Below are 13,591 nucleotides of genomic sequence, written 5' to 3' on the forward strand. Positions count from 1 at the left end.
ATTTCTTGTTCATGTATTTTAATTTCACCAAATTTTTCTTCAAATTTCTCAATATTTTCACCTAATGCTTTCAAAAGTAACTTTGCATGAGATGGTGTCATTATTATCCTTGCCTGAACTTTTGCTTTAGGAACACCTGGCATTATTCTCGCAAAATCAAGAATAAACTCAGAGGGGGAATGTATTATCATAACAAAATTGGAATATATTCCTTCAGCTTCCTTTTCTCCAAGTTCAATCTGTATCGGGGGTTGATGTAATGTTTTCTCTTCCATTTCTTATACCCTGTAAAGGAAAACTGAACAATTGGGACACCTAATAAGTTTAGTTTTACCCTCTACTGTGAGAAGTGAGGTGGGAAGCACAGCAAAGCAATTTAAACAGGTTCCTTCTATAAGTGGGGCAACACCTTTTCCATACCTTTTTAAAAGCATTTCATATTCATCTCGTATATCAGGAGGCAACTTATCTATTTCCCTTTTCCTGACATCTTTAAGTTTCTCTATTTTTTTCTCATCAACTTCAAAACCTAACTCTTTATAATAGGGATTTTCCAGTAGGCTTAGCTGAGCATCAAGGTCGTTAATTGCTATTAAAATATTAATAAAATTTAATTTCTCTTTAGCCACCTTTCGCCTCCAGTTCTTTTAAATAATTTATAAATTTCTTTTCGTTATCAAAATTTAAATAATTTTTATCCTTTGAAAGTATCCTCGCTAAATGAGCGATTTTCCCAAGAGTAATAAGGTATCTTGAATCAGGATCAATAGGGGTAGCACAAAGTAAAAAAATAAGATGAACAGGCTTTCCATCTATAGCATCAAAATCAACACCTTTTTTACTTATTCCAACAACAAGATAAACATCATCGAGCATCACACTCCTTGAATGGGGAATTGCAATCCCTTTTCCAATACCCGTTGAACCTATTTCTTCCCTTTTTAAAACTGATTCATAAACACTTTTTTTCTTTTCCTCACTTATTGGTAAAACATCAATCATTTCCCTTAAAACTTCACTCTTCGTTTTCCCCTTAAGGTCTAAAATTACAAGTTCTGGTTTCAAAAGTTTTGATATCATTTTTTATTAAAATTTTAAGGGGATTGAACCTCTTCTTCATTAAATAAAAAATGTCTATTTTCTTCCAGATAAATAATAAAAGAGTATAAGTAATTTTTAATTGGGTTATCAAGTTCTGAAACAAGTTTTTTCAAATCTAAAAAATCTGGAATTAAATATTCATAACACCTTTCCATTACACCTTTTTCCAAAAGAAACTCCCTAACCTTCCTGCTTAAATCAAAATTTTTTTCTTTAAAAAACTCTGGAAATTTTTTTTCAATTTCTTCTTTAAAGAGTATATGGGGAAGCGTTATCTTTCCCTTTTCTATATCTTCACCTTCTTTATAAAAATCATATAGATCGTCAAGAATTTGAAAAAGAATTCCAAATTTTTTTCCAAATTTTTTTAAACTTTCAACATATTTATAATTAACAATTATCCCCCCCATTTCACAACAAGCTGAAAATAAAGAAGCAGTCTTTTTTTCTATAAGAAGTAAATAGTTTTTTAAATCAAATCTTTTTTCCCTTTCAAGAAATTCATCAATTATTTCTCCTTCACACATTTCAACAGAAGTCTGTGCAAGAATCTCAAAAAGCCTCACATTTTTGGCTTTTCCTATAAATTCCATTGCTTTTGAAAAAACATAATCTCCAATTAAAATGGCTATGTGATTTCCATAAGAAAAATTTAATGTCAGAGACTTTCTTCTTATTGTTGAGCCATCGACAACATCATCATGAATCAAAGATGCAAAATGAACAAGTTCAGTAGCACATGCAACATCAACTTTCTCTTCCTTCAAATCTTCAAAGGCAAAAGAAGAATAAAGGGTAAGTAAAGGTCTAAGTCTTTTTCCCATTAATAAATTATCGGGAATATAGGGAAAGTAATCCTTTTTAAAAATTTCATTAAGTTTTTCATTTACTTTTTCTATACCTTCTCTTACGGGTTCATAAAGTTCTTTTATATTCATTAAAAATCAATTATATAAAAAATTATATATCTTTTTCACTTTTAAAAGGAGATTTAAATAAATATACCCCAAAAGGTATATTGGCTACAACACCAGAAATAAAATAAAGTAATGAAAGAGAAACTGATGTCTCAAGAGAAAAATAAGAGCTGAAAAGAGCATAAAAACCTGCTTCTCTTATTCCGAGTCCAGAAATCGTAAGCGGAATTGAATTTAGAGAATTAATGAGGGGTATTATAAAAATAAAGACAAGAGGAGATAGATTAATAGAAATAGCTCTTGCACAGAAGTATGCCTGAATTGAAAAAAAAGTTTGCAAAAAAATTGTAAGAAAATAGCTCAAAATTAAAAGTTTCTTGTGCTTTGAATATATTTTAAAAGAGTCATACAATTTAAAAAATTTATCTCTTAAAGAAGTAAAGGGAAATCTTGATAAAATTTTTTTATAAATATTTTCAAATATATCTGTCCAAGAAATATAAAAAAGAAGAATTATTAAAAAGGAAAATAAAAAGGAAATAAAAATCAATTTCTTTGAATTGGGTATACCTTTTAAAAAAAGAATGCCAAATGGAGCAAAGGAAAAAATACCAAAAAGACCTATAAATCTGTCAACAAGAACTGAAGCAAAAGCAAAAGATTTCCCAGATTTAATTTTTTCTCCAATCATGTATCCCCTCAATACATCAACGCCAAGAGTTGCTGGGGAAACAGTATTTACAAGCATACCGAGTAAATAAATTTTAAAAATTTCTGAAACTGTAAAATTTCTTGAATGTTCAAGTAAAAGCAATTTCCATCTTATTGAGAGAAAAACAAAAGCTAAATAGTAAAAAATAATTGATAAAATAATATGGAAAAGATTTGTTTTTCTATATATTGAAAGAAACTCCTTAATATCTATTTTATAAAAAATAAAACCAAGAATTATGAAAGTTAAAAATAACTTTAAAAGAAATATAATTTTCTTATTCAAGGTTAAAAATTTTTAATGAATTTTCAAAGGAGATCTTGCTTAATTCTTTAGAATCGATTTTAAGCAGGTTAGCTGCAAACTCTATTGTGTAGTGAATATAAGAGGGTTCATTTCTGCCTTTTAAGGGTTTCGGAGTTAGATAGGGGCAATCTGTTTCAAATAAAATCCTATCTAAGGGTAAAATTTTTAGAGAGGATTCAAGTTTTTTTGACCCGTATGTAAGAGAACCTGAGAAAGAAATGAAAAAATTAATTTGAAAAGCATTTTTAGCTTCATTTATTCCTCCTGAAAAACAGTGAAATATACCCTTTAAATTTTTATTATCTTTTAAAATTTCAAAAACTTCTGGAAAGGCGTTTCTTACATGTAAAATTAAGGGTAAATTTCTTTTTTTGGAAAGTTCTATATGGGCTTTAAAACAATCAATTTGAGCCTCTTTTTTAGAAAAATCCTTATAAAAATCAAGACCTGTTTCACCTATTGCAACTACTACTTCTTCCTTTGAAAGTTCTTCTATTTTTGGAAAATCCTTTTCAAAATCATCAGCTTCATGTGGATGTATTGAGCAGGAAGCAAAGATTTTCCCTTTGTATTTCCTTGAAATTTCAATAGCCTTTTCTGAAGAAGGAACATCATACCCAACTACAATCATTTTTTCAACACCCTTTTCAAAAGCTCTTTCAATAACTGAGTCAAGATCCTTTTCAAAAACTTCATCATTAAGGTGAGTATGTGTATCAAAAATCATTTCTTTAATTTTACTTTATAGTATCTTTAATTTTCACAAAAACCGAATCAGGTTCTAAAAGATTATCAAAAAATTTTTTTAAAATATTTTTATCATTATTAACAGGATAAGGATTAATTATGTAATTTCTTATTTCCTCAGGATCAGTAGAAAAGGGGATTTTGAATAAATCATATGGGAAAGGAGGAGTTAAATTTTTGGGAAAGATACAGAAAATGTAGTTATTTAAAAAAAGAGCCTCATAAATTGCAGTTGAATAAGAAGAAAAAACAATTTCTGCTTTTTCTATCTCATCCCATAAGTTAGTAGTTAAAATAAAAAAATTTTTAAATTTAATTTTTTTGAGTAATTCTTTATAAATTTTTAAATTTTCTCTTTTTCTTGCCTTTATAACAAGAAACAAATCCCTTTTAACTTCAAGTGCTCTTTTATAACCTTCAAGAAAAGTAGAAAAAATATAAATAAGTTCATCTTCCATCCCTTTTGCTTGCTGGGTAATATAAAGTATTCTTCCTTTTTCTCTTTGATATTTTTTTTCTCTTTTAAAAAGTGAAACATGAAAGGGAGAACCTGTAACAAAAATAAACTTTTCATCTATATTTCTTTCTAAAAATCTTTTTTTAAATTCCTCTCCCCACACAAAGAAGTTATCTTTATTTTTAATAAAAAAGCCAAACTCACCCATCGCAACTACTCCCTTTTTCCAAACATGACCATGCTGAAGTGTAAAAGACTTATTAAAAAATTTTTTTAAAATTATCATAAATTTAGTTACATTCTCGTGAGTAATAAAATATTCATAATTTTTCAGTTCTCTTTCTAAATAACATAAATAAGAGAAAAGAAAGGGAATCCTGTAAAAAAGATAGTATGTAAAAATCTCCCTGTATTTTTCTCTTAAGGCTGATGGTAATTTAAAAAATAGTTTTTTTAAAAATTTCCTTGAATCTAAATAAAGATTAAAAGAAGATTTTAAAAAAAAGGAATATTTAGGAAAATAAAAGGAATCCCTTTTTTTAAGAAAAAATTTAAAGGATTGAGTGTAATACAAAAAATCAATATCTTTTAAATAAAAAGTAGTTAATACCTTTGCTTTCCTTTTTTTTCTTAAAATAAGAAAAATAAAAAATAAAGCCGTAAACTTAAAAATTCTTAAAAAAAGCTTATATTTCAAAAATTTTTCCCTTTCCTTTATTTTGTTAAAAATATTTAAATAGCTTTTATCATTGCATTTTTCTGATAATAGTTCGTCTCTTATCAAGGGAAATATTCTCCAACCGAGAGAATAACTCAAAACTTCATAAATATTTATACCCCTATAATCGGTATTAAAAATTTTCTTAAAAATAAAAAAAAATTTATTTAATCTCTTTTCGCTTTCAAAACTTATTTCAAAGGGATTTATTTTTTGCATTTGAAATTTTAAGAAAACTATATTATAATATTAAAGATAGGTTCAATTCCTTAAAAAAATATTAAAAAATATGAAAAAGAATGTTTGTGGAATTGATAAAACAATAAGAATTATTTTAGGTATTGTAATAATTTTACTCGGTCTTATTTTTAAAACACTTTGGGGATTGATTGGAATTATTCCTCTAATTACCGGTTTAATCGGATTCTGTCCTTTGTATATCCTTTTCCGTATTGATACCTGTAAATTGAAAAAAACTTAAAAAATTTAAAAATTATATTTTTTAATTAACTCTTTACCTTTTATAAAAGACTCTTTTGCCATTAAAAGTAAATCTTCTAATTTATTCAAGGGCCACTGGGTTGAGGCATCACATTTAGCACACTCAGGGTCCTCATGAACTTCAAGAAAAAGCGCATCAACAAATCCAGAAGAAAGACCTGCCCTTACTAAAAGGGGTATGAATTTCCTATCACCCCCCTTGGGATCAGATGAGGATATTCCATAATTCCTAACTGAATGACCTGCATCAAAAATTAAGGGATAACCATTTTCAGCCATTATCTGGAAAGAACGAAAATCAACTATTAAATTATGATAGCCAAAAAAAGTCCCCCTTTCAGTTAATAAAATATTTTCATTCCCCTGTCTTATAATTTTTTCAACAACTTTTTTAATATCAGCTGGAGAAAGAAATTGTCCCTTTTTAACATTTATAGTTTTACCTGTCTTTGCAAGTGCAAGGGTTAGAGAAGTTTGCATGGAAAGGAAAGCAGGAAGCTGAAGGATATCAAGAACTTCCTTTGCTATATCCACTTCCTGAGGTGTATGGACATCTGAGAGAACAGGAACATCAAATTCCTTTCTAACTTTTTCAAGAATTTTCAAACCCTTTTCAAGACCCGGACCCTGATAGGAAAGTTCACTGGATCTATTATCTTTCAAATATGAGGATTTAAATACAAAAGGAATTGAAAGTTTTTCGGTTATTTTTTTTATCTTTTCAGCAGTCCTTAAAGTTGAATTTTCATCTTCAATAACACAGGGTCCACCTATAAAAACTAATCTATCATCTCCAAACTCTATATCCTTAACTTTTACTTTCTTTCTTTCCATCACTCACATGAACAGCTTCCACCGGAACAACAGGAATTACCCTTACTTTCCTTTTCTTTCTCGCCTTCTTTTTTACCCCCACTACTTGTTTTCCTTGCGTAATCAGTTATATAAAAACCAGAACCTTTAAAAATTAAACCTACACTTCCTCTCCATACTTTTCTTAAAGTCTTAGTCCCGCATTCAGGGCATTTCTCAGGCTCCTTTTCTCCTGGTAAAACAAGTTCTTCAAAACTTTTTTCACATGTTTCACACTTATATTCATATATAGGCATATTTTACCTCCTTTTTAAATTATATTATAAAATAAAAGGGGGGAGAAGGTATATTTTTTTCATTTAAACCCCTCCCCCCTTTTTAATCAGTATTCATCCATAGGTGGTGTTGGAACTCCTGAATCTTTCTTTTCTTCTTTTATTTCAGTAACAAGAGCCTCAGTTGTCAAAAGGAGTGCAGCAACAGATGCAGCATTCTGAAGGGCAATTCTTGTAACCTTTGTAGGATCAATAATTCCAGCTTCGAACATCTCCTTCAGCTCACCATCCCTTGCATCAAATCCTATATTTCCGCCTCTCCTTAAAATTTCTTCAACAATAAGAGCTCCTTCATATCCAGCATTTTCAGCAATCCATCTTGTAGGTTCTCTTAAGGCTTTCTTTACAATCTGGACACCGAGCTTTTGATCACCATCAAGGGTAGCTTCAAGTTTTTCTAAAGCAGGAATGCATCTTAAATAAGCGACTCCACCACCGGGAACAATTCCTTCTTCAACAGCAGCTTTTGTAGCATGCATTGCGTCTTCAACTCTTGCTTTTTTCTCCTTCATTTCAGCTTCTGTAGCAGCACCAACATATATTATAGCAACACCACCAGCAAGTTTTGCGAGTCTTTCCTGAAGTTTCTCCCTATCATAATCACTCTTTGTTTCCTCAATCTGCTTTTTAATCTGTTTAATTCTTGCCTGAATATCTTCTTTTTTTCCTGCACCTTCAATTATGGTAGTATTATCCTTATCAACTATAACTTTTTTAGCTCTTCCAAGATCATCAAGTCTTGCGTTTTCAAGCTTTAATCCTTTTTCTTCTGAAATTACCTGTCCTCCTGTGAGAATTGCAATATCTTCAAGCATTGCCTTTCTTCTTTCACCATAACCAGGTGCTTTTACAGCACAGGATAGTAATGTTCCTCTTAACTTGTTTACAACAAGTGTCGCAAGGGCTTCACCCTCAACTTCCTCAGCAATAACAAGGAGTGGTCTTCCACTTTGTGCCACTTTTTCAAGAACAGGAAGGATATCCTTTAAAGAGGAAATCTTTTTGTCATGAATTAGAATATAGGGATCTTCAAGAACACATTCCATTTTATCAGGATTGGTTACAAAGTAGGGTGAAATGTATCCTCTATCAAACTGCATTCCCTCTACAAATTCTACATAAGTTTCAATTCCTTTTGCTTCCTCAACAGTAATCACACCATCCTTTCCTACTTTTTCCATTGCATCAGCAAGTTTTTTACCTATTTCTTCATCGTTGTTAGCTGAGATAGTTCCCACCTGTTCAATTTCCCTTCTATCCTTTACTTCTTTTGAAATTTTCTTCAGTTCTTCCACAACAGTATTTACAGCCTTTTCAATACCCTTTCTGACTTCCATTGGATTTGCACCAGTAGCCATCATTTTAAGTCCTTCTTTAAAAATGTATTCAGCAAGAACAGTAGCGGTTGTGGTTCCATCTCCTGCCACATCACTTGTTTTTGAAGCCACTTCTCTAACAAGCTGAGCACCTATATTTTCAAAGGGGTCTTTAAGTTCAATTTCCTTGGCAACTGTCACACCATCCTTTGTCACCTGTGGAGTTCCAAATTTTTTTTCAAGAATTACATTTCTACCCTTTGGACCAAGTGTGACCTTTACAGCTTTAGCAAGAATTTCTACACCTCTTAAAAGTTTCCTTCTTGCTTCTTCATTATAGCGAATATCTTTTGCTGCCATTTTTTACCTCCTTTTTTATTCATTTTTTTCAATTATTGCAAGGATATCATCCTCTCTCATAATTAAATATTCATCTCCCTGAATTTTTACTTCTGTTCCTGCATATTTAGAAAATAAAACCTTATCTCCTACTTTAACCTCCATTGGAAGCCTATTTCCATTATCATCAAGCCTTCCTGGACCTACTGCCATAACCTCACCTTTCTGTGGTTTTTCTTTTGCTGTATCAGGTATAATTATACCACCAGGAGATTTTTCTTCTTCTTCCTCAATTCTTTTAATAACAACCCTATCTGAAAGTGGTTTTATTGGAAATTTATTAGATTTTTTGGACATTACTCAATCCTCCTTTTCTCAAAATAAAAAGGGACTTGAACCCTTGAAAAGAAAAAAGTTTTAGAATTTATGAAATTCAAATATGAACTAATACCGGACAAAATTATATGAGAAAATATTCGCATAGCGTTCGATTAACTTATTTTTATATATACTCTTTCACTTGATTTTTTTCAAGACTTAAATTTATAATATTTTCAATGTCTCCTGGAACAGTTCTCTTCAAAGATATTATTATGCTTCCGCTCAAGGAAAGGGATAAGTTCAGAGATAAAATATACAGAATTTTAAAAAGAAATTTTGATAATAATCTTTCCCACCAGCTTGTTTATGTAATTGATGAACTTGTTTCAAATACTGAAGAATATGGATACAAAGGAAAAGGAGGAGAAATTAAAATTAAAATCTTTAAATTCAAAAACTACATAAAAATTGAAATAATGGATAAAGGAGAAAAACCGCCTCTTGATAGTAATAATAAAATTGAATGGAAAGAAATAATAAAAAGAGGAAGAGGACTTGGCTTATATTCAGTAAAAAAAATTATAAATTCCCTTGAATATAGCAGAAAAGGTTCATGGAATGTTTATAAGGCTAAAAAGAATTTATAGATGAAAGCTGCTTACATAGAATCTCATGGCGGTCCTGAGGTTATAAAAATTGGAGAATTGAAAGAATCTGAATTAAAAGATGGATACGTAAAAGTTAGGGTTAAGGCTGTTAGTTTAAACCATCTTGATTTATGGGTTAGAAAAGGACTCCCAAATTTAAAAATACAGTTTCCCCATATACTTGGTTCTGATATAGCTGGAATAATTGAAGATATAAAGGGGGAAAGCTTATTTAAAAGAGGTGATAAAGTAATTCTTTATCCTGCTACTTTCTGCGGTTCTTGTGATAAATGTATCTCAGGAAAAGAAAATTTATGTAAGGAATATAAAATACTCGGAGAAAACACCTGGGGAGGAAATGCTGAATTCATTATTGTGAAAAAAGAGTTAATTTTACCTTTTCCTTCTAATTTAAGTTTTGAAGAGGCATCTTCTCTACCCCTCACTTTGTTAACAGCAATGCATATGGTTAAAAAAAGTAAAATAAAACCCTATCAAACAGCCCTTGTTATGGCTGCAGGTAGTGGAGTAAGTGTTATGTTAATCCAAATTTTAAAAGCTTTCAATGTTTATGTAATTGCAACATCAAGTAAAAAAGAAAAACTTGATAGAGCAAAAGAAATTGGTGTTGACGAAGTTATTAACTATTCAGAAAAAGATTGGGAAAAAAAACTTAAAGGTAGAACAATAGATTGCATATTTGATCACACAGGAAAGGAATTTTTACCTTCCCTTTTAAAAATTGTAAAATGGGGAGGAAAAATAGTAATATGTGGTGCAACTTCTGGAGCTGATGCAAACATTGATTTAAGGTATATATTTTTTAAACAAATAAGTTTAATAGGTTCAACTATGGGAAGAAGAAAGGACCTTATTGACGGACTTCAACTTGTTAATATAGGGAAAATAAAACCTGTTATTTACGAAGTTTTACCACTTGAAAAAATAGTTGAAGCACATAGAATGTTAGAAGAAAGAAAAGCATTTGGAAAAATTGTTTTAAAAGTAAGTTAAATTTATCTAAAAATTTTAACTTTTTTTATACTTTTTTCATCTCTTGATATTATTTGAAATTTATAATCACTAAACTCAAGAATTTCATTTTCTTCGGGAAAATCACCTTTAAGTTCTATCAGAAAACCTGCAATTGTTTCGTAAGGTCCTTCTGGAAAAATAATTCCGTAAACTTCTTTTAAATCATCTATTCTTGTTTTTCCATCAACAACTATTTCTTTTTCAAATTCATGGAATTCACCAAGCAGTTCAAAAATAATATCCTCTTTTGTAAAGAAACCTTTTATCACACCATATTCATCTACAACAATTGCGATATGAATATTATTCTCCTTCATTTTTTTTAGAGCCATTTCAATTTTTGTATTTTCAGCAAAAAAAAGAATTTTATTTACTTTTTGTAAAAGTTCTTCCTTAGTTAAAGAATTCAGTATATCTTTCTTTAAAAGGTAACCTATTATATTATCAACACTATTTTTATAAACAGGAATTTTTTTATATTCAATACTATAAACTGTTTTTTTAATGCTTTCTAAGGGCTCATCAATGTTAATTGCAAATAGTTCTGTTCTTGGTTTTAAAACTTCTATAACTTCTTTTTCGCTGAAATAAAGAGATGACTTAAGGCTTCTTCCTATCTCTGGTGGAATTATACCTTTTCTTTCTTTAAGAAAAATAAGCCATAAAAGTTCATCTCTTTTAGATTGAAATTCACCTTTTAAAAATTTGTTATAAATTTTTGTTAAAAGGTTAATAAAAGGGGAAAAAATTAAGTAAAAAATAAAGATTATCGGATGAAAAATTTTTATAAAATTAAAAGAGAATTTAGAAGCTATATATTTAGGTAAAAATTCACCAACTATTATTATTAAAATAAAAGAAAAAAAAGCTCCTGAAAAAATTGCCTCCCACATGGAAACTTCAAGACTAAAATATCCTGTAAATAAAATTGCTATAGAAACATTAACTAAGTTATTTAAAAGTAAAATAGTATTTAAAATTTCTCTTGGTTTTTTTAAAAACACTTTTCTTGCATATTTTGATGAAGCTAAAAAAATTTTATCAATATCAAGGGAAACAAAGGCTGTTTCAAATCCAGAACATAAAAAGGATAAAAAAAGAAGAAAAACTATTAAAAGTATAAACTCTTTTTCCATTAAAAAAATTCAACAGAAAAAGCTTTCTCAATTTTCTCAACAAGTCCCTTTAAAACAGGTTTTGGACCAAATTCTATCCCTTCTTTTACTCCCTCCTTTTTTAAAAATAAAACTGAATCAATAAACAAAACAGGTGATAAAATCTGTTTTTTTAAATTTTCTTTTATCTCTTCCGGGTCATTGCTTGCCTTTCCAGTTGAATTTTGAATAATCTTAAATAAGGGTTTTTTAAATTCTTCCCTTTCAATGTATTTTTCAAATTCAATTGCTGCATCTTTCATTAAAGGTGAATGGAATGCTCCTGAAACATTTAATTTTAAAACTTTTTTGTAATTTCTCTTTTTAGCAAGTTCTAAAAATTTTTCTACACTTGAAACAGGTCCTGAAACTATATACTGCTCTTCTGTATTGTGATTTGCTATAACAAGATTATGGTCACCAATTTCTTTCAATATTTCAATAACTTCCTCTTTTTTCATTCCAAGAGCCACTCCCATTGTTCCTTTTGTTTTCACTCCTGCTTCCTGCATAAGTTTTCCTCTTATCTTAACAAGTTTTATTACACTTTCAAAATTTAAAACAGAGGAAGCATAAAGTGCTCCAAATTCTCCGAGGGAATGTCCAAGGGAATAACCTATATCATCTAATCCTTTTTCTTCTTTATAAATCTCAAATTTCCCTATTCCAACTGCAAGTATAGCAGGTTGAGCAATTTCAGTTTGAGTAAGCACTTCCTCAGGACCTTCAAACATAATTTTTTTTAAAGGAAAATCAAGGATTTTTTCAGCTTCATCTATAACTTTTTTAAATATTCCATTTTTCTCATATAAATCTTTACCCATACCAACAAATTGAGACCCCTGTCCTGTAAAGAAAATAGCTTTTACCATTCTATCAAAGCAGAACCCCAGGTAAAACCTGCTCCAAAACTAACAAGAAGAATTAAATCTCCCTTTTTAAGAATATTTTTTTCCTCCATTTCAGAGAGGGCTATGGGAATTGAAGCAGCTGAAGTATTACCATATTTATCTATATTCACATATACTTTTTCTTTTGGCATATTTAACCTTTCTCTCAAAGCTTCAATAATTCTTATATTTGCTTGATGGGGAACAAAAAAATCAATTTCTTCAGGTTTAATTTTGTTCCTTTTAAGAATAATATCCACAGCTTCTTCCATTTTTAAAACTGCATTTTTAAAAACTTCCTTACCTTTCATTTTTATAAAGCATTCTCTCTTTTCAAAAACTTCAGGTGAAAAGGGCTTTAAAGAACCCCCTGCAGGCATAATAAGAAGATCTTTTAAAGAGCCATCAGAACCAAGAAAAACATCAATAATTTTATCTTTTGAATTTGTATTTGTCACTAAAACTGCTCCTGCTCCATCTCCAAATAAAACACAGGTTGACCTATCTTCCCAGTCAAGAAATCTTGATAGAGTTTCAGCACCAATTACAAGACAATTTTTAACCTCTCCACTATTTATAAGACCTTTAGCTAATTTAAGTCCATAAATAAAACCAGGACAGGCTGCCCATATGTCAAAGGCAAAAGCATTTTTTGCTCCTAATTTATCCTGTGTATGACAGGCTGTTGAAACTACATAGGTATCAGGAGTAGCAGTAGCAACAATTATTGCTTCAATTTTTTCAGGAGAAATACCAGCTTTAGAAAGTGCTTTTAATGCAGCTTCTTTAGCAAGGTCACTGGTAGCAATTCCTGGTTCTGCTATTCTTCTCTCTTTTATCCCGGTTCTCTCTGTAATCCATTCATCTGAAGTCTCAACAATCTTTTCAAGGTCAAAGTTTGAAAGTATAAAGGGCGGTACATAATGCCCTACTGAAATTATTTCTGTTCCCATAACTTAATATTATATATAAACTTAATTTTAAAATAAAAGGGGAGAGGGATTTTTTTCTGAACCCGGGGGACGGAAAAAAATTAAAACCCTCTCCCCAAAAAGAAGGCTTTTTTAAATAATACCATATATAGATTTAATTTATCAAGTTTAGTGGTTTTGTCTCTTTATTTTAAATGTCTTATAATCTCCAATACTTCCTTATTCCTTTCCTCTGCATTCTTTTCCATAACCTTTAAAGTCTCATCCATTTTATAAAGCATCTCACTTATCTTTTCTAACATCTCTGATTGCCTATTTAGAATTTCTGTGTGTCTATTCAGTGTTTCTGA

General features: G+C 29.9%; 17 protein-coding genes. 3 read left to right on the plus strand and 14 right to left on the minus strand.

The window, feature by feature from the left end:
• From ABIN17_08795 to ABIN17_08825, 7 genes are all read right to left on the minus strand, one after another.
• Window positions 1-275 (minus strand): DUF3467 domain-containing protein (locus ABIN17_08795; protein MEO0285149.1); only part of this gene is annotated, 275 nt, incomplete at its 3' end.
• Window positions 276-278: 3 nt separating this feature from the next.
• Window positions 279-629 carry a hypothetical protein gene (locus ABIN17_08800; protein MEO0285150.1) on the minus strand — a complete coding sequence of 117 codons (351 nt, stop codon included), beginning with the start codon at window positions 627-629 and terminating at the stop codon, window positions 279-281.
• Window positions 622-1,080, minus strand: a complete 459-nt coding sequence (locus tag ABIN17_08805; GenBank protein ID MEO0285151.1) for a PTS sugar transporter subunit IIA — start codon at window positions 1,078-1,080, stop codon at window positions 622-624. Before ABIN17_08805 ends, ABIN17_08800 begins: the two co-directional genes overlap by 8 nt.
• A 14-nt stretch (window positions 1,081-1,094) precedes the next feature.
• Entirely contained in the window at window positions 1,095-2,039 is a 945-nt protein-coding gene (locus tag ABIN17_08810; protein MEO0285152.1) for a polyprenyl synthetase family protein, read from the minus strand.
• 22 nt (window positions 2,040-2,061) lie between these two features.
• A complete protein-coding gene (locus tag ABIN17_08815) occupies window positions 2,062-3,015 on the minus strand; it encodes a lysylphosphatidylglycerol synthase transmembrane domain-containing protein (protein MEO0285153.1) in 954 nt (317 codons plus the stop codon).
• On the minus strand, window positions 3,008-3,763 hold the full coding sequence (locus ABIN17_08820) for a TatD family hydrolase (protein ID MEO0285154.1): 756 nt from the start codon (window positions 3,761-3,763) through the stop codon (window positions 3,008-3,010). Before ABIN17_08820 ends, ABIN17_08815 begins: the two co-directional genes overlap by 8 nt.
• 10 nt (window positions 3,764-3,773) lie before the next feature.
• Window positions 3,774-5,177, minus strand: coding sequence for a hypothetical protein (locus ABIN17_08825; protein MEO0285155.1), 1,404 nt, complete (start codon window positions 5,175-5,177; stop codon window positions 3,774-3,776).
• Between the two features lie 70 nt (window positions 5,178-5,247).
• On the opposite strand from ABIN17_08825, the gene ABIN17_08830 reads away from it, so the two are divergent.
• Window positions 5,248-5,439, plus strand: a complete 192-nt coding sequence (locus ABIN17_08830) for a DUF2892 domain-containing protein (GenBank protein MEO0285156.1) — start codon at window positions 5,248-5,250, stop codon at window positions 5,437-5,439.
• 5 nt (window positions 5,440-5,444) lie between these two features.
• Here the strand turns inward: ABIN17_08830 and kdsA are convergent, their stop codons facing one another.
• The 4 genes from kdsA to groES form a co-directional block, all read right to left on the minus strand.
• A complete protein-coding gene (gene kdsA / locus ABIN17_08835) occupies window positions 5,445-6,293 on the minus strand; it encodes a 3-deoxy-8-phosphooctulonate synthase (protein ID MEO0285157.1) in 849 nt (282 codons plus the stop codon).
• A complete protein-coding gene (locus ABIN17_08840) occupies window positions 6,293-6,568 on the minus strand; it encodes a zinc ribbon domain-containing protein (protein MEO0285158.1) in 276 nt (91 codons plus the stop codon). The genes kdsA and ABIN17_08840 overlap by 1 nt, the downstream gene beginning before the upstream one ends.
• Before the next feature lie 86 nt (window positions 6,569-6,654).
• Window positions 6,655-8,283 carry a chaperonin GroEL gene (gene groL, locus ABIN17_08845; GenBank protein MEO0285159.1) on the minus strand — a complete coding sequence of 543 codons (1,629 nt, stop codon included), beginning with the start codon at window positions 8,281-8,283 and terminating at the stop codon, window positions 6,655-6,657.
• Between the two features lie 15 nt (window positions 8,284-8,298).
• A complete protein-coding gene (groES, locus tag ABIN17_08850) occupies window positions 8,299-8,619 on the minus strand; it encodes a co-chaperone GroES (protein MEO0285160.1) in 321 nt (106 codons plus the stop codon).
• A 236-nt stretch (window positions 8,620-8,855) separates the two neighbouring features.
• On the opposite strand from groES, the gene ABIN17_08855 reads away from it, so the two are divergent.
• Window positions 8,856-9,230 (plus strand): ATP-binding protein, encoded by a 375-nt coding sequence (locus ABIN17_08855; protein MEO0285161.1) that lies wholly within the window; start codon window positions 8,856-8,858, stop codon window positions 9,228-9,230.
• On the plus strand, window positions 9,231-10,244 hold the full coding sequence (locus ABIN17_08860) for a zinc-binding dehydrogenase (GenBank protein MEO0285162.1): 1,014 nt from the start codon (window positions 9,231-9,233) through the stop codon (window positions 10,242-10,244).
• 2 nt (window positions 10,245-10,246) lie between these two features.
• On the opposite strand, the gene ABIN17_08865 is transcribed toward ABIN17_08860, so the two are convergent.
• The 3 genes from ABIN17_08865 to ABIN17_08875 are packed head-to-tail and all read right to left on the minus strand — an operon-like array spanning window position 10,247 to window position 13,262.
• A complete protein-coding gene (locus ABIN17_08865; protein ID MEO0285163.1) occupies window positions 10,247-11,401 on the minus strand; it encodes a hemolysin family protein in 1,155 nt (384 codons plus the stop codon).
• Window positions 11,401-12,291, minus strand: coding sequence for an ACP S-malonyltransferase (fabD, locus tag ABIN17_08870; protein ID MEO0285164.1), 891 nt, complete (start codon window positions 12,289-12,291; stop codon window positions 11,401-11,403). The genes ABIN17_08865 and fabD overlap by 1 nt, the downstream gene beginning before the upstream one ends.
• Entirely contained in the window at window positions 12,285-13,262 is a 978-nt protein-coding gene (locus tag ABIN17_08875; GenBank protein MEO0285165.1) for a beta-ketoacyl-ACP synthase III, read from the minus strand. The genes fabD and ABIN17_08875 overlap by 7 nt, the downstream gene beginning before the upstream one ends.
• Between the last annotated feature and the right edge of the window lie 329 nt (window positions 13,263-13,591).

This window comes from candidate division WOR-3 bacterium (assembly GCA_039803925.1).
In the GTDB taxonomy this organism is placed as follows: domain Bacteria; phylum Hydrothermota; class Hydrothermia; order Hydrothermales; family JAJRUZ01; genus JBCNVI01.

Excerpts from the sequence above, each read along its gene's own strand:
- ABIN17_08805 (MEO0285151.1), bottom strand. The coding sequence starts at position 1,080 with ATGATATCAAAACTTTTGAAACCAGAACTTGTAATTTTAGACCTTAAG.
- ABIN17_08810 (MEO0285152.1), bottom strand. The coding sequence starts at position 2,039 with ATGAATATAAAAGAACTTTATGAACCCGTAAGAGAAGGTATAGAAAAA.
- ABIN17_08820 (MEO0285154.1), bottom strand. The coding sequence starts at position 3,763 with ATGATTTTTGATACACATACTCACCTTAATGATGAAGTTTTTGAAAAG.
- ABIN17_08825 (MEO0285155.1), bottom strand. The coding sequence starts at position 5,177 with ATGCAAAAAATAAATCCCTTTGAAATAAGTTTTGAAAGCGAAAAGAGA.
- ABIN17_08830 (MEO0285156.1), top strand. The coding sequence starts at position 5,248 with ATGAAAAAGAATGTTTGTGGAATTGATAAAACAATAAGAATTATTTTA.
- kdsA (MEO0285157.1), bottom strand. The coding sequence starts at position 6,293 with ATGGAAAGAAAGAAAGTAAAAGTTAAGGATATAGAGTTTGGAGATGAT.
- ABIN17_08840 (MEO0285158.1), bottom strand. The coding sequence starts at position 6,568 with ATGCCTATATATGAATATAAGTGTGAAACATGTGAAAAAAGTTTTGAA.
- groL (MEO0285159.1), bottom strand. The coding sequence starts at position 8,283 with ATGGCAGCAAAAGATATTCGCTATAATGAAGAAGCAAGAAGGAAACTT.
- groES (MEO0285160.1), bottom strand. The coding sequence starts at position 8,619 with ATGTCCAAAAAATCTAATAAATTTCCAATAAAACCACTTTCAGATAGG.
- ABIN17_08855 (MEO0285161.1), top strand. The coding sequence starts at position 8,856 with ATGCTTCCGCTCAAGGAAAGGGATAAGTTCAGAGATAAAATATACAGA.
- ABIN17_08860 (MEO0285162.1), top strand. The coding sequence starts at position 9,231 with ATGAAAGCTGCTTACATAGAATCTCATGGCGGTCCTGAGGTTATAAAA.
- ABIN17_08865 (MEO0285163.1), bottom strand. The coding sequence starts at position 11,401 with ATGGAAAAAGAGTTTATACTTTTAATAGTTTTTCTTCTTTTTTTATCC.
- fabD (MEO0285164.1), bottom strand. The coding sequence starts at position 12,291 with ATGGTAAAAGCTATTTTCTTTACAGGACAGGGGTCTCAATTTGTTGGT.
- ABIN17_08875 (MEO0285165.1), bottom strand. The coding sequence starts at position 13,262 with ATGGGAACAGAAATAATTTCAGTAGGGCATTATGTACCGCCCTTTATA.